Annotated in this window: 24 protein-coding genes; 10 read left to right on the forward strand and 14 right to left on the reverse strand. The window is 64.9% G+C overall.

Features of this window, described 5'->3' with window-relative positions:
- Nucleotides 1-322: 322 nt before the first annotated feature.
- Nucleotides 323-1,936 carry an exodeoxyribonuclease VII large subunit gene (xseA, locus tag SO180_RS31900; RefSeq protein ID WP_449382832.1) on the reverse strand — a complete coding sequence of 538 codons (1,614 nt, stop codon included), beginning with the start codon at nt 1,934-1,936 and terminating at the stop codon, nt 323-325.
- A gap of 139 nt (nt 1,937-2,075) precedes the next feature.
- Between xseA and SO180_RS31905 the strand changes: the two genes are divergently transcribed.
- From SO180_RS31905 to SO180_RS31925, 5 genes are all read left to right on the forward strand, one after another.
- Complete coding sequence (locus SO180_RS31905) at nt 2,076-3,086, forward strand: alpha/beta hydrolase (RefSeq protein WP_449382794.1); 1,011 nt, start codon at nt 2,076-2,078, stop codon at nt 3,084-3,086.
- A complete protein-coding gene (locus SO180_RS31910) occupies nt 3,083-3,634 on the forward strand; it encodes a hypothetical protein (protein WP_449382795.1) in 552 nt (183 codons plus the stop codon). Before SO180_RS31905 ends, SO180_RS31910 begins: the two co-directional genes overlap by 4 nt.
- 4 nt (nt 3,635-3,638) lie before the next feature.
- Nucleotides 3,639-3,938: a winged helix-turn-helix domain-containing protein gene (locus tag SO180_RS31915; protein ID WP_449382796.1), complete on the forward strand. Its 300-nt coding sequence runs from the start codon at nt 3,639-3,641 to the stop codon at nt 3,936-3,938.
- A 140-nt stretch (nt 3,939-4,078) separates the two neighbouring features.
- Nucleotides 4,079-5,362: a phosphoribosylamine--glycine ligase gene (purD, locus tag SO180_RS31920; RefSeq protein WP_449382797.1), complete on the forward strand. Its 1,284-nt coding sequence runs from the start codon at nt 4,079-4,081 to the stop codon at nt 5,360-5,362.
- A gap of 151 nt (nt 5,363-5,513) precedes the next feature.
- The gene (locus SO180_RS31925; RefSeq protein WP_449382798.1) at nt 5,514-6,416 is read left to right on the forward strand and encodes an alpha/beta fold hydrolase; all 903 of its coding nucleotides are present in this window, start codon (nt 5,514-5,516) and stop codon (nt 6,414-6,416) included.
- 145 nt (nt 6,417-6,561) lie between these two features.
- Here SO180_RS31925 and SO180_RS31930 read toward each other — a convergent pair whose 3' ends face one another.
- Entirely contained in the window at nt 6,562-7,020 is a 459-nt protein-coding gene (locus SO180_RS31930) for a nucleoside deaminase (RefSeq protein ID WP_449382799.1), read from the reverse strand.
- A gap of 120 nt (nt 7,021-7,140) precedes the next feature.
- On the opposite strand from SO180_RS31930, the gene SO180_RS31935 reads away from it, so the two are divergent.
- Both SO180_RS31935 and rsmD read left to right on the forward strand, forming a co-directional pair.
- Nucleotides 7,141-9,081, forward strand: a complete 1,941-nt coding sequence (locus tag SO180_RS31935; protein ID WP_449382800.1) for a pseudouridine synthase — start codon at nt 7,141-7,143, stop codon at nt 9,079-9,081.
- Nucleotides 9,082-9,636 (forward strand): 16S rRNA (guanine(966)-N(2))-methyltransferase RsmD, encoded by a 555-nt coding sequence (gene rsmD, locus SO180_RS31940; protein WP_449382801.1) that lies wholly within the window; start codon nt 9,082-9,084, stop codon nt 9,634-9,636.
- Between the two features lie 111 nt (nt 9,637-9,747).
- On the opposite strand, the gene mutL is transcribed toward rsmD, so the two are convergent.
- The gene (gene mutL / locus SO180_RS31945; protein ID WP_449382802.1) at nt 9,748-11,559 is read right to left on the reverse strand and encodes a DNA mismatch repair endonuclease MutL; all 1,812 of its coding nucleotides are present in this window, start codon (nt 11,557-11,559) and stop codon (nt 9,748-9,750) included.
- A gap of 239 nt (nt 11,560-11,798) precedes the next feature.
- Between mutL and SO180_RS31950 the strand changes: the two genes are divergently transcribed.
- Nucleotides 11,799-12,116: a ribbon-helix-helix domain-containing protein gene (locus SO180_RS31950; protein WP_449382803.1), complete on the forward strand. Its 318-nt coding sequence runs from the start codon at nt 11,799-11,801 to the stop codon at nt 12,114-12,116.
- Nucleotides 12,117-12,227: 111 nt separating this feature from the next.
- On the opposite strand, the gene SO180_RS31955 is transcribed toward SO180_RS31950, so the two are convergent.
- The 4 genes from SO180_RS31955 to SO180_RS31970 are packed head-to-tail and all read right to left on the reverse strand — an operon-like array spanning nt 12,228 to nt 15,186.
- Nucleotides 12,228-13,796 (reverse strand): GMC family oxidoreductase, encoded by a 1,569-nt coding sequence (locus SO180_RS31955; protein WP_449382804.1) that lies wholly within the window; start codon nt 13,794-13,796, stop codon nt 12,228-12,230.
- Between the two features lie 31 nt (nt 13,797-13,827).
- The gene (locus tag SO180_RS31960) at nt 13,828-14,376 is read right to left on the reverse strand and encodes a gluconate 2-dehydrogenase subunit 3 family protein (protein WP_449382805.1); all 549 of its coding nucleotides are present in this window, start codon (nt 14,374-14,376) and stop codon (nt 13,828-13,830) included.
- A 28-nt stretch (nt 14,377-14,404) separates the two neighbouring features.
- Nucleotides 14,405-14,800, reverse strand: a complete 396-nt coding sequence (locus SO180_RS31965) for a VOC family protein (RefSeq protein ID WP_449382806.1) — start codon at nt 14,798-14,800, stop codon at nt 14,405-14,407.
- The gene (locus SO180_RS31970; protein WP_449382833.1) at nt 14,800-15,186 is read right to left on the reverse strand and encodes a c-type cytochrome; all 387 of its coding nucleotides are present in this window, start codon (nt 15,184-15,186) and stop codon (nt 14,800-14,802) included. The genes SO180_RS31965 and SO180_RS31970 overlap by 1 nt, the downstream gene beginning before the upstream one ends.
- A 310-nt stretch (nt 15,187-15,496) precedes the next feature.
- On the opposite strand from SO180_RS31970, the gene SO180_RS31975 reads away from it, so the two are divergent.
- On the forward strand, nt 15,497-15,802 hold the full coding sequence (locus SO180_RS31975; protein WP_449382807.1) for a hypothetical protein: 306 nt from the start codon (nt 15,497-15,499) through the stop codon (nt 15,800-15,802).
- A gap of 58 nt (nt 15,803-15,860) precedes the next feature.
- On the opposite strand, the gene arfB is transcribed toward SO180_RS31975, so the two are convergent.
- From arfB to SO180_RS32010, 7 genes are all read right to left on the reverse strand, one after another.
- On the reverse strand, nt 15,861-16,277 hold the full coding sequence (gene arfB, locus SO180_RS31980; RefSeq protein ID WP_449382808.1) for an alternative ribosome rescue aminoacyl-tRNA hydrolase ArfB: 417 nt from the start codon (nt 16,275-16,277) through the stop codon (nt 15,861-15,863).
- Between the two features lie 116 nt (nt 16,278-16,393).
- A complete protein-coding gene (locus SO180_RS31985) occupies nt 16,394-17,761 on the reverse strand; it encodes a M16 family metallopeptidase (protein ID WP_449382809.1) in 1,368 nt (455 codons plus the stop codon).
- The gene (locus SO180_RS31990; protein WP_449382810.1) at nt 17,758-19,149 is read right to left on the reverse strand and encodes a M16 family metallopeptidase; all 1,392 of its coding nucleotides are present in this window, start codon (nt 19,147-19,149) and stop codon (nt 17,758-17,760) included. Before SO180_RS31990 ends, SO180_RS31985 begins: the two co-directional genes overlap by 4 nt.
- 194 nt (nt 19,150-19,343) lie before the next feature.
- A complete protein-coding gene (locus tag SO180_RS31995; protein WP_449382811.1) occupies nt 19,344-20,081 on the reverse strand; it encodes a hypothetical protein in 738 nt (245 codons plus the stop codon).
- A gap of 96 nt (nt 20,082-20,177) precedes the next feature.
- The gene (gene lspA / locus SO180_RS32000; protein ID WP_449382812.1) at nt 20,178-20,672 is read right to left on the reverse strand and encodes a signal peptidase II; all 495 of its coding nucleotides are present in this window, start codon (nt 20,670-20,672) and stop codon (nt 20,178-20,180) included.
- Nucleotides 20,673-20,881: 209 nt separating this feature from the next.
- Entirely contained in the window at nt 20,882-23,881 is a 3,000-nt protein-coding gene (gene ileS, locus SO180_RS32005; RefSeq protein WP_449382813.1) for an isoleucine--tRNA ligase, read from the reverse strand.
- A gap of 200 nt (nt 23,882-24,081) precedes the next feature.
- Nucleotides 24,082-25,053, reverse strand: coding sequence for a bifunctional riboflavin kinase/FAD synthetase (locus SO180_RS32010; protein WP_449382814.1), 972 nt, complete (start codon nt 25,051-25,053; stop codon nt 24,082-24,084).
- A gap of 230 nt (nt 25,054-25,283) precedes the next feature.
- On the opposite strand from SO180_RS32010, the gene SO180_RS32015 reads away from it, so the two are divergent.
- Nucleotides 25,284-25,679, forward strand: coding sequence for a response regulator (locus SO180_RS32015; RefSeq protein WP_008567674.1), 396 nt, complete (start codon nt 25,284-25,286; stop codon nt 25,677-25,679).
- Nucleotides 25,680-25,712 lie beyond the last annotated feature (33 nt).

A 25,712-nucleotide genomic window follows, 5' to 3' on the forward strand; every position in this document is an offset into this window, starting at 1 on the left:
GCGCGCGCCATCTTCACACTCCAACGGTCGGGACGAAGAGCTGGCCTGCAATCGAACAAAGAGCTGACCAACCACCTCGACACACCAACTCCCCATGTGAGCAATCCAGATTGTCACCGCGGAAAGACCCTGGATTGCTTCGCTGCGCTCGCAATGACGGGCTTGGGGCAAGTGCGCTCCACATTCTCGGCGTCATCGCCCGGCTCGACCGGGCGATCCAGTATTCCAGAGACGGTGACGAATACGGAGAGGCCGCGGCGTACTGGATTCCCCGCTTTCGCGGGGAATGACAGCTGAGCGTGCGGAAGCTCCGCCTGCAACTCTAAAACAAACTGCCCTGATCCACCGGCTTCGCCACGCGCTTTGGCGCCGGCTTCGCCTCGCGTGGTGCCGCCTTGGGCTGCGTGCGCGCCTCAGGCGCCGGCCGGTCCGCATCCGCGGTCGCGCCCACGCGTCCATCCGCGAACTCGATCTCGACGCGAGCACCCGGCCCGATCGCATCGGCGGCATGCACGGGATGTCCGGCCTCATCGCGCACCAGCGCAAAGCCGCGCGCGAGCACGCCGCGATAGGACAGCGCGGAGAGCAGTTTCCCGCTGTTCTCCACGCGCGCATCGAGCCGCTGCAACAGCGTCGTCAGTGCACGGCTTGCACGTTCGGACAGGCGGTGGGTGCGCTCGCGCTGCCGGGCGATCGCATTGCGCTGCGCCTGCGCGTTGGAGAGCTTGGAGGCGCGCAAGCGAACCTCGAGCCCGGCAAAGCGGTCGCGCCGCTGCCGGAGCAGCGAGCGCGCGGAGAGGCCGAGCCGTTCGCCGCACACCGTGAGCCGATGATCGGCCTGCGCGATCTGCCCGTGCAGCACCCGCAGCGTCAGGCGCGCACTGCTCGCGGCGAAACGGCGGAAATGCGCATGCGTATTGGCCTTGAGCCCGCGGGGCAGGGCGGCGCCCGCGGAATCCAGCCGCTGCCGCGGGATCGCCAGAAGATCACTCGCCGCCGGTAGGGCGCGTGCTGCGGCACGCAACTCATTGCGGCGGCTCTCCTGGCCGCGTTGCCAGCAGGCGCGGGTGCGGCGCGCGAGATCGGCGACCTCGACGAACAGATCGCTGCGCACCGGCACCGCCATCTCGGCTGCCGCCGTCGGCGTCGGTGCGCGCTTATCGGCGGCGAAATCGATCAGCGTGATGTCGGTCTCGTGGCCGACCGCCGAGATCAGCGGGATCATGCTCTCGGCGGCGGCGCGCACCACGATCTCCTCGTTGAACGACCAGAGATCCTCCAGCGAGCCGCCGCCGCGCGCGACGATCAGCACGTCGGGCCGCGGAATCTTGCCGCCTTCCGGCAGCGCGTTGAAGCCGCGGATCGCAGCCGCGATCTGCTCGGCCGAGCCTTCGCCCTGCACCTTCACCGGCCACACCAGCACGCGGCGGGGAAAGCGGTCCTCCAGGCGATGCAGGATGTCGCGGATGACGGCGCCGGTCGGCGATGTCACGACGCCGATCACCTCGGGCAGCCAGGGCAGCAGCTGCTTGCGCGCCTCGTCGAACAGGCCCTCGGCGGCAAGCTTCTTCTTGCGCTCCTCCATCAGCGCCATCAGCGCGCCGATGCCGGCCGGCTCCAGAGCCTCGATCACGATCTGGTATTTTGAGGAGCCCGGATAGGTGGTGAGCTTGCCGGTCGCAATGACCTCGAGCCCCTCCTGCGGCTTGAAGCGCATCCGGCCATGGACGCCCTTCCAGATCACAGCCTCGATCTTGGCGCTCTCGTCCTTGAGTGCGAAGTAGCAGTGCCCGGAGGAGTGCGCGCCGCGAAAACCGGAGATCTCGCCGCGGACGCGAACATGGCCATAGGTGTCCTCCACAGTCCGCTTCAGGGACAAAGAGAGCTCGGAGACGGTGAATTCGGGCGTGTTGAGCAAGGGTTCCGCTGGCGGCATCGGCAAACGATTCGGCATTTGGGGATCGAAACTCAAACTAGGGATTTTCGCCCGGAAGCGCCAATCGGAGACTTGATCGAAAGAGTACTCTGTAATATAGAGTTCTCTATTGGTGATAGAGCCAACGGGAGTTTGAGCCATGGCGATCCGGTTGCTGCGAGGTGCTTTGAGCCTGTTGAAGTGGGGCCTGTGTGGGGTTGGCGTCGTCGCGCTGCTGCTGACCGCGATGATCGCGAACCCCCTGGAGCGCCCGCCTGAAATGCGCTCAGTGTCGGACTCTGCCAAGGGTATTGACTGGTCCACGATGCCGGCACTTGAACGCTTCCAGGCTCGCGACGGCACCTGGCTGGGCTACCGGCATTACGTCCCGAAGGGGCAGGCGACCGGCCGCGGCGCGGTCTTCATTCACGGCTCCTCGGGCTCATCAGGCACGGTCAATCACGCGCTGACGGCGGCGCTTGCCGCGCGCGGGGTCGAGACCTGGGCGCTCGATATGCGCGGCCACGGTGGCTCGGGCACGCATGGCGATATCGGCCATGTCGGCCAGCTCGAGGACGATCTCGTCGATTTCGTCGCGCATGTCCGCAAGAGCGCGCCGGACTTGCCGCTGACCCTGATCGGCCATTCCGCCGGCGGCGGCTTCTCGCTGCGCGTCGCCGCGACGCCCATCATGCAGGACATGTTCGTGCGCACCGTGCTGCTCGCGCCTTATCTCGGTTACGACGCGCCGACCAACAAGCCGCATTCCGGTGGCTGGGCCAATGCCGACATCCCGCGCCTCTTCGGCCTCGCCGCACTCCGCAAGTTAGGCATCGATTGCTGTTCAGGGCTTCCGGTGCTCGCCTTCGCCGTGCCGCCGAATTACGAGAAGATCCTGGTCTCCACCTATTCTGACCGCCTCATGCGCAACTTCGCCACGCGCGGCTATCGCATCGACCTGCCCAATGTGACGCGCCCAATGACGATCTTCGGCGGCGCCGAGGACGAGATGATGATCTCGGACAATTATGCAGGCACCGTGCAGGCGATCAAGTCGTCCATCGACGTCAAGGTCCTCGAAGGCATCAACCACATGGGCATCGTCACCAATCCGAAGGCGGTCTCGGCGATCGCGGACGACGTGGCGACGCGTGGAGCGGGACAGTCATGATCGACAGCAAGCAGGCCTCCGAAGCGCTGGCCGAGATCGACGACATCGTCCAGCGCCTGCGGCAGTCACGGATCTACGATCTCGCCAGCCTGATGATGGTCCTCTGGGGTGGGCTTGTCTTCGCGGCGAACGTCGCAACCTACCTCTGGCCGCGTCAGGGCTATTACATCTGGTTCGCAGTCTATGTTTTCGGCATCGCCGGATCGTTTGCCGTCAGTGCCTCCAACCGCGCCAGGACAGGCGTCCGCAGCTTCGATGTCAGGACGTTCGTTGCCTTCCTGCTGCTCATCGCGTTCGGCTATTTTTGCGCGCTGGTGCTCGGGCACTTCACGCCACGCCAACAGGGCGCGTTCTGGACTATCTACTTTATGCTGTTCTACGCGCTGGCGGGCCTCTGGTTCGGCAACGCCTTCGTCGCGATCGGACTCGGTATCACCGCGCTGACGCTGATCGGCTATTTCTACATCGGCGAGGCCTTTCCGCTGTGGATGGCCTTCGTCAATGGTGGTGGCCTCATCCTCGGCGGCCTCTGGATGCGGCGGAGCTAGTGCCATGGCCGAGCTCGACGACATCATCCACCAGCCGCTGCGGCTCAAGATCATGGCGGCGCTGAACGCGCTGCCGGGGACGTCGGGTCTCGAATTCTCCCGGCTCAAGAAGCTGACCGGCGCCACCGACGGTAATTTGGGCGCGCATATCGAGACGCTGGCCAAGGCCGGCTACGTCTCGGTGGAGAAGGCGTTTGTCGGCAAAAAGCCGCAGACCACCGTCACCGCCACCGCTGCTGGCCGCGGCGCCTTCGCGCGGCATGTGGCGACGTTGCAGGAGATCATTGCGGGGAAGCAGGGCTAGCTGCGAGCCCTCTTCATCGTCATTTCGGGTTCGTCGCTTCGCGACGCCCCGGAATGACGGCGGTGTTGGAACGACCCCCTTGAGGCCAGCGCGGATTCGTGCGACCGACGCGGCCAGCACACCCCCGTTTTGAGACTTGCATGCACATTCTCCTGCTCGGTTCCGGCGGCCGCGAACATGCCCTCGCATGGAAGATCGCGGCGTCTCCTCTGGTCACCAAATTCTGGTGCGCACCGGGCAATGCCGGTATCGCGCGCGAGGCTGAATGCGTCGCGCTCGATATCGCCGACCATGCCGCCGTGATCAGCTTCTGCAAGACCAACGCTGTCGAGCTCGTCGTGGCTGGTCCGGAGACACCGCTCGCGGCTGGCATCGTCGATGACCTGACGACAGCCGGTATCAAGGCGTTCGGACCGAGCAAGGCGGCCGCCCAGCTCGAAAGCTCCAAGGGTTTCACCAAGGCGCTCTGCTCCGAGTTCGGCATTCCGACCGGCGCCTACAAGCGCTTCACCAATGCCAGGGAGGCGCTCGCCTACATTCATAGCCAGGGCGCGCCGATCGTGGTCAAGGCCGATGGCCTTGCCGCCGGCAAGGGCGTCGTGGTCGCCAAGACCATCCGCGAAGCCGAGGACGCCATCGCCATGATGTTCGACGGTGCCTTTGGCGAGGCCGGCACCGAGGTGGTGATCGAGGAATTCCTCCCGGGCCGCGAGATCAGCTTCTTTGCGCTGTGCGACGGCGAGACCGCCATTCCGCTCGCCTCTGCCCAGGACCACAAGCGCGTGTTCGACCACGACGTCGGCCCGAACACCGGTGGCATGGGCGCCTATTCGCCGACGCCGCTGGTCACGCCGGCGATCCACGACGCCATCATGGCCAAAATCATCCTGCCGACGGTCGCAGGCATGAAGCAGCGCGGCACACCGTTCCGCGGCGTGCTCTATGCAGGGATCATGCTGACGACCCAGGGCCCAAAGCTGTTCGAGTTCAATGTCCGCTTCGGCGATCCCGAGTGTCAGGTGCTGATGCTGCGCATGATGTCGGACCTCGTGCCGGCGCTGCTCGCCTCCTGCGACGGGCAACTCAGGAATTTTGATCTGCGCTGGTATCCGGAATCGGCGCTCACCGTCGTGATGGCGGCGAAGGGCTATCCCGGCGACTATCAGAAAGGCACGCGCATCGAGGGGCTCGACGAGGCCGCCAAGGTCGACACGGTCGAGATCTTCCATGCTGGCACGGTGGCGAAGGACGACGCGATCCTCGCCAATGGCGGCCGTGTGCTCAATGTCTGCGCGCTCGGCAAGACTGTCACCGAGGCGCAGGCGCGCGCCTACCAGGCGGTCGACCGCATCCGCTGGCCGGACGGCTTTTGCCGCCGTGACATCGGCTGGCAGGCAGTAGAGGCGGAGAAGGCCAAGATCTAACTGACGTTTTTCCGGAAAGCGCGCATCGGAAGCGCGCTTGCGGGCGATCGCCGTGCTACTTTGCATGGGGTTGTTTTCGACGTTTTGGGATGGGGGCACCGTGGCCGCTCGCTAAAGGTGGCCGGACAAGGCATTCGAGGGGATGGAACTCATGTCCGATTTCGCCGACCTCTACCCGGGCTTTGCCTCCGAATGGATCAACACCTCTTCGGGCCGCATCTTCGCCCGCGTCGGCGGCAAGGGGCCGCCGCTGCTGCTGCTGCACGGATTCTCCGAGACCCACGTGATGTGGCACCGCGTGGCGCCTGAGCTTGCCGACCGCTTCACGCTGATCATCGCCGACCTGCCGGGCTATGGCTGGTCGGACATGCCGGACAGCGATGCGCAGCATACGCCCTACAGCAAGCGCGCGATGGCGAAGAGCATGGTCGAGGCTATGGAGCAGCTCGGCCACGTGCATTTCGCGCTCGCCGGTCACGACCGCGGCGGGCGCGTGTCCTATCGCCTCGCGCTCGATCATCCCGGCCGGCTGTCGCGGCTCGCCGTGCTCGATATCCTGCCGACCTATGATTACTGGGAGCGGATGAACCGGCAGTATGCGCTGAAGATCTATCACTGGACCTTCCTGGCGCAGCCCGCACCGCTGCCGGAGACGCTGATTGCGAGCAATGGCGAGTTCTTCCTGCGCTTCAAGATGGCGAGCCAGACCAAATCGAAGACGCTGGACGCGATCGACAGGCGCGCGCTCGAGCATTATCTCGCCCCGTTCCGCGACCCCGCCCGCATCCATGCGATGTGCGAGGACTATCGCGCCGGCGCCTATTTCGACTACGAGCTCGACAAGGTGGATGTTGCGGCCGGCAAGAAGATCACGATCCCGATGCTCGCGCTCTGGGGCAACGCCGGTGTCGCCCAGGCCGCCGCCACGCCGCTCGACACCTGGAAGCAATGGGCGACGAATGTTCAGAGCATGCCGGTGGATTCCGGGCACTTTCTCACGGAGGAAAATCCCGACGTGACCGCGAAGGCGCTGCGCGAGTTTTTCTCGGCTTGACCCACACTGTCACCACAAATTCAACTGTCATCGCCCGGCTTGACCGGGCGATCCAGTACGCCGAGACGGCTGTAGTTCAATCGACAGGTCGCGGCGTACTGGATTCCCCGCTTTCGCGGGGAATGACGGCGGTGTGCGTGGCAAGTTACCGCCGCTCGCGAAAGAACTCGCGCAGGAGCCGCGCGGCCTCGCTCTCGCCGACCGCGGAGTAGACTTCGGGCGTGTGATGGCAGGTCGGGGCGGCGAAGAACCGCACCCCCGACTCGACCGCGCCGCCCTTGGGGTCGGCCGCGCCGTAATAGAGCCGCCTGACCCTTGCAAAGGAGATCGCGCCCGCACACATGGTGCAGGGTTCGAGCGTCACGTAGAGGTCGCAATCGACCAGCCGCTCGCTGCCGATCTTCCTGGCAGCTTCGCGCAGCGCGATGATCTCGGCATGGGCCGTGGGGTCATGATCGGTCAGCGTTCTGTTGGCGGCGGTCGCGATGACCTCGTAATTGCGCACCACGACGCATCCTATCGGAACTTCGCCCGATTTTCCGGCATTTTCGGCCGTTTTGAGCGCCAAATCCATGAAAGAAGGGGCTTTCATGCCTCGTATCATCGCCAGAAACCTGCTACTAGCTCCGCCTTCAGCAAGAGTGGATACCGATTTTGCCTGAGCATGCGGCTCCGAACGAGCGCGCATAATGCTCATCGCGCCACCCCCTAAGTGAGATTATTCATGCCTCGCGACAGCGACAAAGACAACGATTCCCGCGGCCGGCGTGAACGAGGCCCGTCCAAGGGCCGCACCGGCAAGCCGCGCGGCCCCGAGAAGAAGTTCGCCAAGCGCGGCTTTGCCGGCAAGGGCGATCGCGATGAGCGCCCGTCTCGCGGCGACCGCGACAGCCGCCCGTTCCGCCGCCGCGAGGATGGTGATGCACCGCGTCGCGACTATGGCGACCGGCCGCGCTTCAAGCGCGACGACCGCGGTCGCGAGGACCGCGGCGAGCGCAGCTTCAAGCCAAAGGGCGAACGCCCGTTCAAGTCAAATGGCGACCGCCCGTTCAAGCCGCGCGGGGACCGTCCGCAGTTCGCTTCTGACGAGCGCGCGCCGCGCGGCGAGCGGTCCGAGCGGCGGTTCGACGACAGGAAGTTTTCGCGCGGCGGCTCCGACCGGCCACGCAAGGACTTTGGCCGCGATCGTGACTTCGAAGGAAAGGAGCGCAAGCGCGACTTCGGCGATCGCAAGCGCAGCTTCGATGACCGGCCGCGGGATCGTGACGACCGCGGCGATTCGAAGCCGTGGCAGAAGCGCGACGGCGGGCCGCGCGGCGATCGTCCACGCAAGTCATTCGGCAAGGATTTTGGCGACCGTGATCGCGGCGACGAAAAGCCGTGGCGTCAGCGCGACGACCGGCGAGAGGGTGGCCGTGGCGAAGATCGTCCGCGTTTCCAGCGCTCGCGCGAGGAACGCTTTGGCGACGACCGTCCGAAGTTCGGCCGGCCGCGCGACAAGCGGCCGGAGGGCCGCATGGACTGGCAAGAGCATCCGCGCAGCGAAGGCCGCTTCCGCGATCGGCCGCGCCGCGACAATGAGGACGACAGTCAGATATTCACCAGGCGTCCCGCCTTCGGGGGCCGCGGCGCCTATCGCGAGCGCGATCGTGATTTCGATCGGCGGCCCCGTCGTGAGGAAGAACCCAAGCCCAAGAAGGCCGGCGAGCGCATCGCCAAGGTGCTGGCCCGCGCTGGCCTGGCCTCGCGGCGCGATGCCGAGGAAATGGTTACGCAGGGCCGCGTCACCGTCAACGGACGCGTCATCAACTCGCCGGCGCTCGACGTTACGCAGAATGACGTCGTTGCCGTCGACGGCAAGCCGTTGCCGCCGCGCGAGCGCACGCGGCTGTTCCTCTATCACAAGCCGCGCGGGCTGATGACGACGCATGACGACCCCGAGGGGCGTCCGACCGTGTTCGACAACCTGCCGGAAGGCCTGCCAAGGCTGATCAGCGTCGGCCGGCTCGACTTCAACACCGAAGGACTGTTGCTGCTCACCAACGATGGCGGCCTCGCGCGCACGCTGGAATTGCCCGACACCGGCTGGCTGCGCCGCTACCGCGTGCGCGCCCATGGCGAGATCACGCAGGCCCAGCTCGACGCCTTGAAGAACGGCATCGAGGTCGAGGGCGTCAAATACGGCCCGATCGACGCGACGCTCGAGCGCGATCAGGGCGCCAATGTCTGGCTGGTGTTCGCAATCCGCGAAGGCAAGAACCGCGAGGTCCGCAACGTCTGCGCCCATCTCGGGCTCGAGGTGAACCGGCTGATCCGCGTGTCCTATGGTCCGTTCCAGCTCGGCGAGATCCCCGAAGGCCAGGTCGACGAGATCAAGTCGCGCGTGCTGCGCGAGCAGCTTGGCGACAAGGTGATCGAGAGGTCGGGTGCGCAGTTCGACGTGCCCTCGAATTCCGCCTCTCGCGACGACGATGCTCCACGCGAGAAGAAGCCGACGAAGCGCGCCGTGATCAACGACCGCAAGGGCCGCCGTGTGCTGGTGCAGCGCACCGGCAGCGAGGAGGCACGCGAGCGCAACGAGATGGAAGCAGGCGGCTATGGCCCGCCGCGCCGTCCCAAGCGCGGCTATCACGGCAAGCGTGATCTCAGGCCGAAAGACGAGTAAATGCGCGTCGTCGGCGGACGATTGAAGGGGCGCAATCTCGCCTCGCCGTCCTCGCGCGACATCCGTCCCACGGCGGATCGTTTGCGCGAGTCCGTATTCAACATCCTCGTGCACGCCTACGACGATCCGATTGAAGGCGCGCGCGTGCTCGATCTTTTCGCCGGCACCGGCGCGCTCGGCATCGAGGCGGCCTCGCGCGGCGCGAAATTTACGCTGTTCGTCGACAACGGCGCTGAGGCGCGCGCGCTGCTGCGCAACAATGTCGAGGCGCTGGGCCTCGGCGGCGTGACGAAGGTCTATCGTCGCGACGCGACGGACCTTGGACCTGCGCATCCGGTCGAGCCGTTCTCGCTGGTGTTTCTCGATCCACCCTATGGCAAGGGGCTGGCTGAGAAGGCGATTGCCTCATTGCGTGATGGCGGCTGGCTGACGGCGGACGCTGTCCTCGTCGTTGAAGAAGCGAAGGCCGCGCAATTCGCCGCGCCTGAAGGCTTCGAGGAGCTCGAGCGGCGCGCTTACGATGACACGGAGTTCGTGTTTTTGAAGCGGCCATAGCTTCGCTGTCGTAGGGTGAACAAAGCGAAGCGTGCCCACCGCTTCTATCGCTATCATGGAAAGATGGTGGGCACGGCGCGCTGCGCCTTTGCCCACCCTACGACATCGGGATCACCTTCGCCCGAACAGCTTCTCGACATCGGCGAGCTTCAGCTCGACATATGTCGGCCGGCCGTGATTGCACTGGCCAGAGTTTGGTGTCTCCTCCATCTCGCGGAGCAATGCGTTCATTTCCTCTGGCTTGAGCCTGCGGCCGGCGCGCACCGAGCCGTGGCAGGCCATGGTGGCGGCGACGTGCATGAGGCGGCGCTCCAGCGGCAGCGCCTCGTCCCACTCGGCCATGTGCTCGGACAGATCACGCAACAGGCCACCTGCATCGGTCTTGCCGAGCAGCGACGGCGTCTCCCGCACCGCGACGGCGCCGGGGCCGAAGGATTCGATTGCGAGACCGAACGAACCCAGTTCGTCGCTGCGCGCAAGCAGCCGTTCCACCGTCGCCTCGTCCATCTCGACGATCTCGGGGATCAAGAGAATCTGCCGCTGCACGCCGTTCCTCGCCAGCGATGCCTTCAACCGTTCATAGACGATGCGCTCATGGGCAGCATGCTGGTCGACGATGATGAGGCCGTCGCGGGTCTGCGACACGATGTAGGTTTCGTGGATCTGCGTGCGCGCAGCGCCGAGCGGGCGATCAATGAGATCGCCGGCGGGCTGCGTCTCGATTCGCACATCGGCGGTCGGCGCGCCGACGTCGAAGGCGGCCTGCAGACGCTCCGCGAAAGCGGGCGCAGCGCTGCCCTCGAAGGACGGCAGCGGTGCCGTCGGAGCGGATGGCGACTGCCGCCAGTCCCAATTGCCGCGGCGCGGCGTGAACGCGGGGCGGAATGACGACAGCGCGCTGCCGCCGCTGTTGGCGGCGGTGCGTCGTCCCTCGCGCGCAAGACCTTCCTTCAATCCATGCACGATCAGCGCGCGCACGAGCCCGGCATTGCGGAAGCGCACTTCGGTCTTGGCCGGATGCACGTTGGCATCGACCTCGCGCGGCTCGAGCGTGACGAACAGCGCCAGCACCGGATGGCGGTCGCGCGGCAGATAGTCGGAATAGGCCGCGCGCACCACCCCTAAGATCAGCTTGTCGCGCACCGGGCGGCCGTTGACGAAGAGATATTGCCCGAGCGCATTCGCCTTTGTCAGCGTGGGGGCTGCCGCGTAACCTGCGACGACGACGCCGTCGCGTTCGGCATGAACCTCGATCGCGTGGCTGCGGAATTCCGCTCCCAAAATATCGCCAAGCCGCGTCAGCCGGCCGGCAGCGCCGGGCAGGGCAGCGGCCCAGGTGACCGGCGCGCGCTCCTCGCCTGCGAGCGTGAAGGCGACGTCGGGCCGCGCCATCGCCAGCCGCCGCACCACCTCGCGGATCGCCTCCGCCTCGGTGCGGTCGGTCTTCAGAAATTTCAGCCGCGCCGGCGTGGCATAGAAGAGATCGTTGACCTCGACGCGCGTGCCGTGTGCAAGCGCTGCCGGCATGATCTCGGACTTCTCGCCGCCTTCGACTGACAGCGCCCAGGCATGGGGCTCACTGGCGTGGCGCGTGGTGATGGAGAGCCGCGCAACCGAGCCGATCGAGGGCAGCGCCTCGCCGCGGAACCCGAGCGTGCGGATTTGCAGGAGGTCCTCGTCGTCGAGCTTCGAGGTGGCGTGGCGTTCGATTGCGAGCGACAAGTCCCTCGCCGTCATGCCGCTGCCGTCGTCGGTGATGCCGATCCGCCGCCGCCCGCCGCCATCGGTGAAGACGTCGATGCGGCTCGCGCCGGCATCGATCGCGTTCTCGACGAGCTCCTTGACCACGCTAGCCGGACGCTCGACCACCTCGCCGGCGGCGATGCGGTTGACGACTTGCTCTGGAAGCTGACGGACGGGCATGGGCTCGGACTTGGATTCGCTTGGACCGCTATCTTAAGCCGTGTTGCGTCAAAAGCATGTGTTGAGCAACGCCTATGTGGCGGGCTGGGGAAGAGGGCGGTCTATCACATTGAAGACATTGGACGTTCGAAAAAAATCGCGTGCCGGCAATGGGCCCGTCCCCTCCGTCGGTCCTGATTGTGAGCCGTGGAGTGCGGGTGTAGCATCGTGAAAAAACGGCAACAGGACGGGAGGACGCCATGTGCCATTTGTTCGCGCATCAGCCCCAACGCGACTATGAGTCCCAGACCCGCTCGCTCAGGATCGGCGGGCATTGCACCTCGATCCGGCTGGAAATGGCGTTCTGGGACACGCTGGAGGAGATCGCGGCCAAGGAGAGCATGAGCCTCGGCAAGTTCCTGACGACGCTCTACAACGAAGTCCTCGACCATCATGGCGAGGTCAACAATTTCGCCTCGCTGCTGCGCTGTTCCTGCCTGATCTACCGCTCCAAGAACGTCGTCCAGGTGCAGGAGTTCAAGGGTGCCGTCGCGCCTATTCTCGATGCGGCTGAATAGCTGCTCAGCGCGTCTGTCACCGCATTCTCGATGTCGTCGTGGCGCCAGGACCCATACCGCGCAATCCATCAGTGACGGGCGGTATGAGTCCCGAACGACGAGTATTGGACCTCAGATTTCCTTCTTCTGCATCGCGCCGGCGATGTAGTCCGCCTGGCGGATCGCGAGCGCGACGATGGTCAGCGTCGGGTTGCAGGCCGCGCCGCTGGTGAACTGGCTGCCGTCCGAGACGAACAGATTCTTGACGTCGTGGGTCTGACCGAACTTGTTGACCACGCCATCCCGCGGCTTCTCGCTCATCCGGTTGGTGCCGAGATTGTGGGTGCTCGGATAGGGCGGTGTCGGATAGGTCACGGTGGCGCCGACGGCGTCGTAGACCGCCGCACCCTGCTTATAGGCGTGGGCACGCATCGCGACATCGTTGGGATGATCGTCGAAATGCACACTTGCGACCGACATTCCGAACTTGTCCTTCACGGTCGGATCGAGCGTGATGCGGTTGGTCTCCTGCGGCATGTCCTCGCCGACCAGCCACATGCCGGCCATGCGCGGATAGCCGTCGAGCGCAGCGGTGAACGGCCGCCCCCAGGCGCCGGGATTGAGGAACGCCGCCATGAAGGGCAGGCCGATCGACAGCGTCTCCATCTCGTAGCCTCCGACGAAGCCGCGCTTCGGATTGTTGGCCGCCTCGTCGCGGATGATGCCGGCCATGGTCGTGCCGCGATACATGTGCACCGACTTCTCGAACACCGCATAGACGCTGCCCGTCATGTGGCGCATGTAATTGCGACCGACCTGTCCGCTCGAGTTGGCAAGGCCGTCCGTGAATGTGTTCGAGGCACTGTTGAGCAGCAGCCTCGGGCTTTCGATCGAATTGCCGGCGACCGCAACGATGCGGGCCTTCTGGCGCTGCATCGCGCCGGTCTCGTCGGCGTAGACGACGCCGGTCACCTTGCCGCTCGCATCATGCTCGATCTTGATCGCCATGCTGTTGGGCCGGACCTCGAGATTGCCGGTCGCCTCGCCCTTCGGGATCTCGGTGTAGAGCGTCGACCATTTCGCGCCGGACTTGCAGCCCTGGAAGCAGAAGCCGATCTGCTGGCACGATCCGCGGCCATCGCGTGGCTGGCTGTTGATCGCCATATTGCCGGTGTGCACGGTCTTGTAGCCGAGCTTCTTGGCGCCGGCCTCGAGCACCTTGAAATTGTTATTGCCGGGAAGTCCGGGAATGCCGTTGGTGCGGGTTACGCCCATCTTGTCCTCGGCCTTGGCGTACCACGGCTCCATCTCCGCGAGCGTGACCGGCCAGTCGAGCAGGTTCGCACCGGGAATGTTGCCGTAGGTGCTCTTCACCCTGAACTCGTGCTCGTCGAAGCGCAGCGACGCGCCGGCCCAGTGCACCGTGGAGCCGCCGACTGCCTTGACGATCCAGGCGGGAAGATTCGGGAAGTCCTTGGCGACGCGCCAGGTCCCCGACGTGGTGCGCGCGTCCGACCAGGCGAGCTGGGAAAAGCTGTCCCACTCGTCGTTGATGAAGTCCTGATTCTCGATGCGCGGACCGGCTTCGAGAATGACGACCTTGACGCCCTTCTGCGCGAGCTCGTTGCCCAGCGTGCCGCCTCCGGCACCGGAGCCGACGATCACCACAACGCCATTGTCGTTCAGATCGAATTTTGCCATATGCGTTTCTCCTGAACCGTTGGGGTGCGACTTAAGCTTTCGAGAGCCAGTCGATGTCGGCAAAGCCGCGGTTGATGTAGCCGCCGTGTTCGGCGGATGAGCCCTCGTAGCCGAACCGCGGCCAGACCTCTTTCTGGTTGTAGAGCGACACGATGAGATCGCCGCGCACCTTCTGGAAGAAGTCGCTCTGCTCGATCTCCTTCAGCAGCACCACGCGGTCGGCTTCCCAGGGCACCTCGGCATAGGGTGCCTTATGGCGGTCCCGCGCGTTCTGATCGAGCCTGGCGATGCCGTCGCTGATGAGGGCTTTGACCGCGGGATCCTTGGCCGCCTTGCCGTCCCACGGCTTGATTGCTGTGATGTAGTAGCTGTCGCCGAGAACGTCGTGCGGATAGATGTCGCGCGCAACCTTCAACAGCGTCTTCATCGTCGCCGGCTCCAGCGCGCTGGCGTCGTCGGCCCACGCGTTTTCGATGCTCACGCCGACGCTGGTCGCCGCGGCCACGACCGGAACGGCCGTTGCCGCGCCCTGAAGGAAGACGCGGCGACTATGCTTGCTTCGACGATCGACTTCTCTCATGGGATTCCTCCGTGATTTTGTGCTTTAATTAGTTGAAACGCCCGCCCCGTTGGATCACCTCGATCTTGTAGCCATCGGGATCACTGACGAAGAAGAAGCGCGCCAGCGTCTTGCCGTCATGCTTGAAGTCGCGCAGCGGTCCGGGTGCCAGCTTCTCGCGCTCGAAACGAGCGTGTTCGGCGTCGAGATCCTCGACCACCACGGCGAGATGTCCGTAGCCATCGCCGAGCGCGTACGGCTCCTCGCGATCGAAATTGACCGTCAGCTCGACCTCGAAAGGTGAGGATGGATGACGCAGATAGATCAGGGCGAAGTCCGGAAATTTCAGATGGTCGGCGATTTCGAGGCCGAAGGCGCGCTTGTAGAAGTCGAGCGAGCGTGCCTCGTCGATCACGCGGATCATGGAATGAACCGGCTTCGCCATCAGTTCAGCTCCTTCAGATAAGCGATGATGGCGGCGCGCGTCTCGGGCTTGGCCTGCCGATAGGCCATGACGACACCGGGAATGACGGCCTGCGGATTGGCCAGCCAGGCATCGAGCCGGGCCTCGTCCCACACAAAGTCCGCCTTCGCGAGCCCTTGCGAATAGTGAAACCCTTCAGCCTTGCCGGCCAGTCGTCCGACGATCTTGACCAGTGGCGGGCCTTGCCGCATTGGTTCCGACAGGTTCGTCGTGTGGCACACCGCGCATTGCTGCTTGAAGAGCGTTGCGCCATCCGGCGGCTTTGCAGCCGGCAACGGCATTTGCGCATCGGCGACCCGCACCATCAGCACCACTGCGGTGCACAACCCCACCACGACTGCGCGCATCGCCAAGAACCCGCCCATTCACATCAACGTCAGCGTGCGCAAACTCTAGGCGGCGCCAAGCATGCAGTGGTAGTAGCGGGCTGTTTCGTCGCAAGAGGACATGCTCGCGGTTTGCGTGTGTTCCGCGCTGCCGCATATGAGGAACACAATTCCGCGAAACCGCCCAGAAATCCCTAAACGATGACCACACGACGCGGATTGCATGACGGTTCGCGCCGTTCGAACTCTCTAGGCGATGAAATGGTCCGGCACATGCGAGCGGCGCGGGGAGCAGCCGAATCGTTCATCGCGAAAAATCCAGGAGAAATGGATGAAGTTGGTGAAGACCTCTGTGATCGCATGCGCTCTTTCGGCCCTCATTGCCGCGCCGGTTTTCGCGCAAGGTGCGTCATCCGGCGTCAAGACGGGCACCGTGCAAAGCAAACCTATGCAGGGCGCCGCGCCGGCCAGCGAGGACGAAGAACTCGGCGCACAGCAGGGAGCCGCGGGCGAGCAAACGGGCATGAAGTCGACCAAGGGAACGAAGGGCACGGTCGGCACCACGGGCAGCGCAGTGCGCAAGGGAACGGTCAACGATTCCGCTTCGGGCACTGCTGCCAGCGGCAAGCGCTACTAACGCCGGAACGACATGCAGCAAACCTCCGGTCGCTCTGCGCCCGGAGGTTTTTTGTCGCTCAATCGTCGAAGCGTCCGCCGCGGCCGGCCTTGATGTTGCTGCGGCGCTTCTTGCCATCGAGCCGGCGCTGCTTGGAGGCAAAGGTCGGCCGCGTCGCGCGCCGTGGCGTCGGCCGCACCATGGCTTCCTTGAGCATTTCGAGCAGGCGGTCGATCGCATCCTGGCGGTTGCGCTCCTGGGTGCGAAAACGCTGCGCCTGGATCACGATGACGCCGTCCTTGGTCATGCGCTGGCCGGCGAGGCGCGCAAGGCGCAGGGCAGCGTCCTCCGGCAAGGTCAGCTTGCGCGTGTCGAAGCGAAGCTGCGCCGAGGTCGCGACCTTGTTGACGTTCTGCCCGCCCGGGCCGGAGGCGCGCACGAAACCGATCTCGATGTCGTCTTCGTCGATGACGAGATCGCGGGAAATCCGCAGCATGGTGCACCATTCGTGATGCCTCGACCTATCGCGGGCACCCTCATTTGGCAATGCTGCATCATGGAAAATGCGAATGGCCGGGGCAAGCCCGGCCATTCCATGCGAAGATCGCAGGGTCAGTTCGACTTCGGCGCGGTCGCTGCGGCGGGCTGCGCGGCCGCCTGGGGCGCGCGGCCGACGATGACGGTCAGAAGACCCTGGCCCCACAGCCGCTTGGCGGCCCGCTTGGCATCATCCAGTGTCACGGCATCGACGATGGCATTGCGCTTCTCGATGTAGTCGATCGGCAGCTTGTCCTGCTGATATTGCAGCAGCGCCTGGGCGAGCTTGGAGGAGGTGTCGAGCGCCAGCATCTGCGAGCCCTTGAGGTAGGACTTGGCCTCGTCGAGCTCCTTCTGCGTCGGCCCCTCCTCGGCGATGCGGCGCACCTCCTTCTCGATGGCGTCAATGGTGTCGCCGGCGCGGTCGGCGCGCGTGCCGGTGTTGCCGATGAACACGGCCGAGTGCTCCATCCACAACAGCGATTCAAACACCGAATAGGCGAGCCCGCGCTTCTCGCGTACCTCGCGATAGAGCCGGGAGGACAATCCGCCGCCGCCCAGGATGTGGTTGACGACGTAGGCGGCCATGAAGTTCGGATCGCTGCGCTTCACGCCCGGGCCGCCGAAGGTGATCACGGTCTGCGGCACGTCGAGTGGCACGAAGGCGCGCTGCGGCGGCGCGGCTGGCTCGACGTCGGCGACCGGGGTGAGGTTCGCCTTGGCCGGCAGGCTGCCAAAGGTCTTGTCGAGCAGCTTGCCGAGCGTTGCCGGGTCGACGTCGCCGACGACGGCGACCTTCAGCGTGTCCCTGGCGAGGATGCGGCCGACATAGTCCTTCATGTCGGCAACCGTGATGGTCGGCACGCTCTCCAGCGTGCCGCTGGTCTGCCGCCCGTAGGGATGATCGCCGTAGGCGATCTCCAGGAACTTGCGGCTGGCGAGCGCGGTCGGATTGGTGGTGTCGCGGCGCAGGCCCGAGATGACCTGCGAACGGATGCGCTCGACGTCGGCGGTGTCGAAGTGCGGCGAGGTCAGCGCCATCCGCAACAGGTCGAAAGCCTCATCCTTGTTGTCGCGGAGCATGCGCAGGCTGCCGCGGAACGTGTCGCGGCTGGCGTTGAAGGAGAGCTCGATGGCGCGGCGGTCGAGCCGCTCGTGGAAGGTCTTGGAATCGAGATCGCCGGAGCCTTCGTCGAGGAGGTCGCCGACGAGGTTGGCGACGCCCGGCTTGTCCTTGGGGTCCTGCGACGCACCGCCAGCAAAGGAATACTCCATGGCGATCAGCGGCACCGTCGCGTCCTGCACGAACCAGGCTTCGATACCGCCTGGCGAGGTCAAGTGCTGGATCTTGGCCGCGGCCTGCGACGGCGAGATGGACGCCAAAGAGAGCGTCACCGAGGTGACGACGGAGAGCGCGATGCCACGAAGGAAGGGATAGGTCACGAACGCTTCTCCTCGCGCTTGGCGGTGGTGGTGTCCTTGATCAGGTAGCCGGTGACCGAGCGCTTCTTCTCGAGCCACTTTTGCGCGGCGGCGCGCACCTGTTCGGCGGTGACGGCGCGGATGCGATCCGGCCAGCTGCGGATGTCCTCGATGGACAGACCCGTGGTCAGCGCGCCGCCATACCAGCGCGCCAGCACCGCCTGATTGTCCTGGGCGTAGATCGCCTCGGCAATGAGCTGGGTCTTGACCCGCTCGAGATCCTCAGGCCGGATCGGGTTCTGCACGATGTCGGCGATCACGCCGTCGATCACCTGCTCGACCTCAGCGAAGCTGACGCCCTGTCTGGGCGAGGCCGAGATCGCGAACTGGCTCGGGTCGAGCGAGGTGCTCGAATAGCTGGCGCTGGCCGAGACCGCGAGCGGTTTGTCGACGACGAGCGCGCGGTAGAGGTAGGAGTTGCTGCCGCTGCCCATCAGTTGCGCAAGCACGTCGAGCGCAGCGCTCTCGCCGGCCGCCGCCGTGGTTGCCGACGGCACGAGGTAATAGCGGCGCACGCCGGGCTGCTCGACGCGCGGATCGGACAGCGTGACGGTGCGCGGGGCGGCCGGCTCCGGCTCCTGCGGACGGATGCGTTGTGCGGGGATCGCGGGCTGTGCCGGGATCGGGCCGAAATTGCGCTCGACCAGCGGGCGCACGTCGGCGACCTCGACGTCGCCGGCGATCACCAGGATCGCGTTGTTCGGCGCATAGAAGCGGCGGTAGAACGCCAGCGCATCCTCGCGATTGAGCTTCTCGATCTCCTGGTGCCAGCCGATCACTGGCCGGCCGTAGGGATGGTTGAGATAGAGCGCGGCCATGACCTGCTCGTTCAGCCGCGCCTCGGGACTGTTGGCAACACGCATGTTGTATTCCTCGAGCACGACGTCGCGCTCGGGCAGCACGTTCTCGTCCTTGAGCACGAGCCCGGTCATGCGATCGGCTTCGAACTCCATCATGGTCGGTAGCTGCTCGCGCGGAACGCGCTGATAGTAGTTGGTGTAGTCGACGGAGGTGGAGGCGTTCTCGTTGCCGCCGACGCGCAGCACGGTTTGAGAGAATTCGCCGACCGGATGTTTCTCCGTGCCCTTGAACATCAGGTGCTCGAGGAAATGGGCGAGCCCCGATTTGCCGGGCGTCTCGTCGGCCGAGCCGACCTTGTACCAGATCATCTCCGTGACCACGGGCGTGCGGTGGTCGGGAATCACCACGACCTGGAGGCCGTTGCCGAGCGTGAAGCTGCTGGGTGGTGCGGATGTTACCGTTGTCTGGGCAAATGCCCCGCCGGTTGAAAGAGCACAAGTCGAAAGCAACGCGGCGAGGAGGCAGGCAGCCGATCGGTATGAGGACATCACAATCCTTGTGAAAGCCCGGACCCAAATGCCCGGGTGCAAAGCACGGCATGCTACACCGTGCGACCTAGCGCTTTGCGTCACGAAGCAGAGAACGCCGTCATCGTGAAGTTAAAGATAAGTCATGTGCCGCATCCGGCCTACACCGGACGATTGCGGCAGTTCCTCACGAGCACGAAAAGGCGGTAAGAGCGCTATTGCTCTTTTTCCTTGCCGCTTTGCACGTCGTAATACGTCTTCTTGGTTTTGTCCGGTCCCCCGGAACCATAGGCGTAATTCGGCGAGGGCGTCTGGTAACCGGCGGGCGGCTCGGTCAGGGATCCCCGCGGCGGCTCAGACTTGAATTCCGCGGTTTCGTTGCTGCTGCCCTTGAAGAGTTTGAACAGGCCGCCGGTGTAGCCGAGCTGGGCCGGACTCAGGGTCGGATTGTTCTGACTGGGCTGGCCCGGTTCGTTGCTGGTGGTACGGGTGGGGCCGTTCGTCTTGGCCGCATTCATCTCGGCTGGCGTCAGCGGTCGGGCGGCTTCCCACGGCTGCTGGAATTTGGTGCCGGATTTCTTTCTTGCGGCAGCAAGCTCCTTGCGGCGCTTTTCGTCGGGGTCCTTGGGCCAGTTCGGCGCGCTCGCATCGGCCGACGACGCTGGCGGCGGCAGGTCGAGCTTGGGCGGGACCACCAGCGGCGAACGCTCGCGGTATTCGATGCCGGGCTTCTCCAAGCTGCGGCCGCCCTGAGCGCCAAGGCCGGTCATCAGGTTGTCGATGAGCTTTTCCTCGAACGTCCGGTCGTCTTCCTCGTCGTCATCGCCGGCGCGGGCTGCGCCGGCCGTCATCACGAGACCAATGCCGAGTGCGACGGCAGTGAGCTTCAGCGAGCGCAACAGCCCGTGCCTCGGGCTTCGCATCATCCAACCTTTCGGCTCGCTTTCGCGCATCGCTGTACCTGTTCTGTTTCGTAATCGATCGCCGCGCGCAGCGCGGGCCTGCCCTCGCAAGCAAGGTTCCACCGTCCGGGCCCGTATCGGCCGGGATCAGGGCGCTTTTGCGGCGGGTACCCCCAGGAAGGAATCATACAATAGGGCCGCCACCCCAGCAACGATGGCCACGTCCGCGAGGTTAAACACGTACCAATTGTAGGTATTTCCGGCGATTTCGATGTGAAACAGCGCGAAATCGAACACTGCGCCATAGGCCAGACGATCGATGGCATTGCCGATGGCGCCGCCGATAATCAGCCCAAGTGCCACCGTTGCCAGTCGGGTCTGCGCGCGGGTCATCCACACCGCCAGCAGAACCACCGCGACGGCCTTGACTGCCATCAGCGCGATCTGCCCGGCCGCGGCTTCGGTCTGCAGCCAGCCATAGCTGATGCCCTTGTTCCAGGCCGGCATGAGGTCGAAGAACGACGTCAACCTCAGCCCGCCGCGGCGGTCGAGGTCGAACACGTCGAGCAGCCAGAGTTTCGAGGCCTGGTCCAGCACGAGCGAAATCACGGCGGACAGAATGCCGGCGCGGAGAGGGGTCATGGCAAAGCAGCCGCCACGTTCTCCGCCGTCGTCCTGGCGAAAGCCAGGACCCCCGCGCGAGCGCCTTGGGCTCGTCGCGATAACCCCGGGCGGCGGTTGGTGAAAAGACTAGGGGCCATCGACCTTGGTTCGCATCTGACAGCGGTGGTAATGGGTCCTGGCTCCAGTGCGCAATTGCGCACAAGGCCAGGACGACGGTGAGACCTAAACTAGATGCTTATCCCCAACGCCTTCCACTCGCGCAGGGCCTTGGCATCGCGCGGGGTGACGTCGGGATAGTCCGCGTCCTCGCCGACTGTCGGCAGGATCTTCCAGGAGCGGGCGCATTTGGTGCCGACCGCCTTCTCGACCACGACCGCAACGCCGGGAACGGCATCGAGACGGAACGCAGCCGTCGGCGCCTCGCCCTCGCGCACCTCGTAATTCGAGGTGATGCAGACCTCGGCGATATCGACGTCGAACAGCGTCATCTGCGTGTTTCGGTCAGCGATATAGATCACCGGTGATGCTTCGAGCGACGAGCCGATATTCTTGGCCGCGCGCTCGAGCTCCAGCGCGCCGGTGACGACGCGGCGCACGTTGCGGATGGTCTCCCACTTCGCGGCGAGCTCGTCGTCGCGGAAGTTTTCGAGACCTTCGGGGAACAGCGTCAGATGCACCGAGGGCTCGGCGTCCGGCCGGTACATGCGCCATGCCTCCTCGGCGGTGAAGCTCAGGACCGGCGCCAGCCATTTCAGGATCGCGTTGCAGAGCGTATCGATCGTGGTCAGCGCCGCCTTGCGCGTGAGCGATGAGGGTGGATCGCAATAGAGCGTATCCTTGCGGATGTCGAAATAGAACGCCGACAGCTCGCTGTTCAGGAACGCCGACAGCGTCGCGACCACACTCTTGAAGTCGAAGGCTTCATAGGCCTTGCGGATCACATCAGCGCGGACCGCGAGCTCGTGCAGCATCAGCCGCTCGAGCTCGGGCATATCGGCCGGCGCGACCGCGTCGGCTGGCTTGTAGTGATGCAGCGTGCCGAGCATCCAGCGGATGGTATTGCGCAGCTTGCGGTAGGTTTCGACCGTGTTCTTGAGGATCTCCGGACCGATGCGCTGGTCGTCGGTGTAGTCGCAGGACGCTACCCAGAGCCGGAGGATGTCGGCGCCGGACTCCTTGATGACGGCCTGCGGCTCGATCGTGTTGCCGAGTGACTTCGACATCTTGCGGCCGTCCTCGGCCTGGGTGAAGCCGTGAGTCAGCACGATATCGTAGGGCGCGCGTCCGCGGGTGCCGCAGCTCTCGAGCAGCGAGGAGTGGAACCAGCCGCGATGCTGGTCCGAGCCCTCGAGATACATCACCGTGTCCGTGCCGCCGTCGACCTTGCGCGTGATGCCGGCAAGGCCCGGGAAGTGCACGGGATCTTCCAGCACGAAGGCATGCGTCGAGCCTGAATCGAACCAGACATCGAGGATGTCGTCGACCTTCTTCCAGTCCTCATTGGCACGGCTCCCGAGGAAACGCTCGCGGGCGCCGTCCATGTACCACGCATCCGCGCCTTCCTTCTCGAAGGCGTCGCCGATGCGCGTGTTGACGGCCTCGTCCTGAAGAATCTCGGCCGAGCCGTCTCCCTTCTCGCGGACGAACACCGCGATCGGCACGCCCCAGGCGCGCTGGCGCGAGATCACCCAGTCGGGGCGCGCCTCGATCATGCCGTTGATGCGGTTCTCGCCCGACGGCGGCACCCATTGCGTCACCGAGATCGCGTGCAGCGCGCGGGCGCGCAGCGTGTCGCCGGACTTCGCGTTGCCGCCGGTCGCGATGTCCTTATCCATCGCGATGAACCATTGCGGCGTGTTGCGGAAGATCACCGGCTTCTTGGAGCGCCAGGAATGCGGATATTGATGCTTGAGCCGGCCGCGCGCGAGCAGCTTGCCGGCGTCAACCAGCGCCTTGATCACGGCGTCGTTGGCGTCACCCTTCTCGCCCTTGTCGTTGATGACGCGCTTGCCGGTAAAGCCCGGCGCATGGTCGGTGTAGGCGCCGTTCTCGTCGACGGTGTAGGGGATCGCGGTCGGGATGCCGCGCGCATCCAGCTCGCGCGTGTTCGCCGTCCAGACGTCAAAGTCCTCGCGGCCGTGGCTCGGCGCCGTGTGCACGAAGCCGGTGCCGGTGTCGTCGGTGACGTGATCGCCGGGCAAGAGCGGCACGGTGAATTCGTAGCCGCCGCCAAGCCCCTTCAACGGGTGGGCGCACTCGATCGCGTCCATCGTGTCGCCAGGGATGTCGCGGACTTTCTTGAAGGCGGTCACGCGCGCCTGCTTGAACACTTCATCCGCGAGTGCGTCCCCAAGGATCAGGTGGTCGCCAGTCTTGGCCCAATTGCCGGCGGGCGCGTCCGTGACCTCAAAGAGGCCGTAGGCGATCTTCGGCGAGAACGAGATGGCGCGGTTGCCGGGCAACGTCCAGGGCGTGGTGGTCCAGATCACGACGCTTGCGGAGGCGAGCGCGCCATGCGCGGGCGAGGCGACCGGGAATTTCACCCACACCATGTCCGAGGTGTAGTCCTCATACTCGACCTCGGCCTCCGCAAGCGCGGTCTTCTCGACCACACTCCACATCACCGGCTTGGAGCCGCGATAGAGCGTGCCGTTGGCGGCGAACTTCATCAATTCACGCGCGATCTGGGCTTCCGCCGGATAGCTCATGGTGGCGTAGGGGTGGGCCCAGTCGCCGATCACGCCGAGACGCTTGAATTCTTCGCGCTGCACGTTGAGCCAGTGCGTCGCATAGGCGCGGCATTCTTTGCGGAAGTCGACCATCGCCGCCGAGTCGCGAAAATCGGGCTTCTGCTTGCCCTTCTTGCGATAATGCTCCTCCTCGACCTTCCACTCGATCGGCAGGCCGTGGCAGTCCCAGCCGGGCACGTAGTTGGAATCGAACCCGAGCATCTGCTCGCTCTTGGTGACGAGATCCTTGAGGATCTTGTTCAGCGCCGTGCCGATGTGGATGTTGCCGTTGGCATAGGGCGGGCCGTCATGCAGCACGAACTTGTCGCGGCCCTTCGCGGTCTCGCGCAGCTTCTCGTAGAGGCCGATCTCGTACCAGCGCTTGAGGATCTCCGGCTCGCGCTGCGGCAGGCCGGCGCGCATCGGGAATTCCGTCTGCGGCAGGAACAGGGTTTTTGAATAGTCTTTGGCTTCGGACTTTTGCGGCTTTTCGGACATGAATGATCTGGCTCGGAAGGGCGCGGAGGAATGCGATCACGATCGCGGGGTGAAACGACGAAATCCCGGTCTTGCGCCGAGCCAAAGCTCAGACGGAAGCCGGGCCGCTAATCCCTATGATGCGCCGCGCAAACATGGGCTCTCCATAGCAGCCGGGCGGCCAAATCGCAAAGGGCCGGGATGGGCCCCGTTTTGGGGCCTCAGTCGATGCTTCCCAGCTCCGGGAAGGCGTCGGGGGCGGCCGCCAGCAGGGCCCTCGCGCGGGCAGAGTCCTCGTCCATCTGGCGGATCAGTGGCTCGATTCCGTCGAACTTCAGTTCCTCGCGAATGAAGCCGACGAACGCGCAATCGAGCTCTTGCCCGTAGAGGTCGCCCTTGAAGTCGAACAGGAAGATTTCCAGCAGCGGCGCGCCATTATCGAATGTCGGACGCCGGCCGAAGCTTGCGACCCCCTCCAGCCGCTCGGCCCCGCGACCGACCCGGACCGCGTAGATGCCGTGCTTGAGGGCGCAATTGGCGTCGAGGCGGATATTGGCGGTGGGATAGCCGAGGTCGCGGCCGCGCTTCTCGCCGTGGATGACCTTGCCGGTCACGAACCAGGGCGCGCCCAGCATGGTCGTGGCCTCAATGAGCTGGCCTTCGGCGAGCGCGGTGCGGATCGCGCTGGAGGAGACCGGCCGCTCGTCGATATCGACATGCGGCTGGACGTCGACCTCGATACCGAGCCGGGGCGCCTCATTGACCAGCAGGCTCGGCGAGCCGACCCGGCCCTTGCCGAAATGAAAGTCGTAGCCGACCGCGATCCCGCTGACCCCGAGCCGCCCGATCAGGTCATGGTGAATGAAATCCTGTGCTGATGTCCCGGCGCGGGTCTTGTCGAAGGTCATGACCACGGCCCCGGCAAGCCCGGTGCCGGCCAGGAGCCGCAGCTTGGCTCGCTCATCCGTGAGGCGGAATTGCGGGGTATTGGGGCTGAAAAACCGTCGCGGATGCGGCTCGAACGTCAGCGCCAATGCCGGCCGGTTGTGCGTCCGGCCCATCTCCAGCGCAGCCGCAATCACCGCCCGATGGCCGAGATGAACGCCGTCGAAATTGCCCATGGCGACCACGGCCCCCCTTGGAATTGCATGAACCGGCGTGGAATCGCGGATAACAGTAAAATGCGGAGCCATCAGGGGAATTCTCTGGGGCAGGCGGATCGGCCCGGGACCGTGACGTGACGCGCCAGGCGAAGTCAAGCGGGGGATGCGGCCGCATTGCACGACATTTCGGGGCTCTCCGGCGATAGCCGATTAACGCGCTGTTTAACGCCTTGGTGCTAGTCCTTTGACATGGAACTGTGGGGCGTCGGGCCTGGCAGTTCGATCGTTAATATTTTCCTGTTGCGTTTGGGGGAGTCGAGATGGCGGTTGATTTGTCGATGCCGGTTCTGGTGGTGGATGACTACAGCACCATGATCCGCATCATTCGGAATCTGCTGAAGCAGCTTGGCTTCGAGAATATCGACGACGCCAGCGACGGCTCGGCGGCGCTGAACAAGATGCGCGGCAAGAAGTACGGGCTCGTGATTTCCGACTGGAACATGGAGCCGATGACGGGCTACGACCTCCTGCGCGAAGTGCGGGCCGATCCCAACCTCGCCACCACGCCTTTCATCATGATCACGGCGGAATCCAAGACCGAGAACGTGATCGCGGCCAAGAAGGCCGGCGTGAACAACTATATCGTCAAGCCGTTCAACGCGGCGACGCTGAAGACCAAGATCGAAGCGGTCTTCCCGGACATGGCCAGCGCGTAGGGCGCGCTACGAACTATCAGGTGAATTCGCAGG

The organism is Bradyrhizobium sp. UFLA05-112, assembly GCF_053572325.1.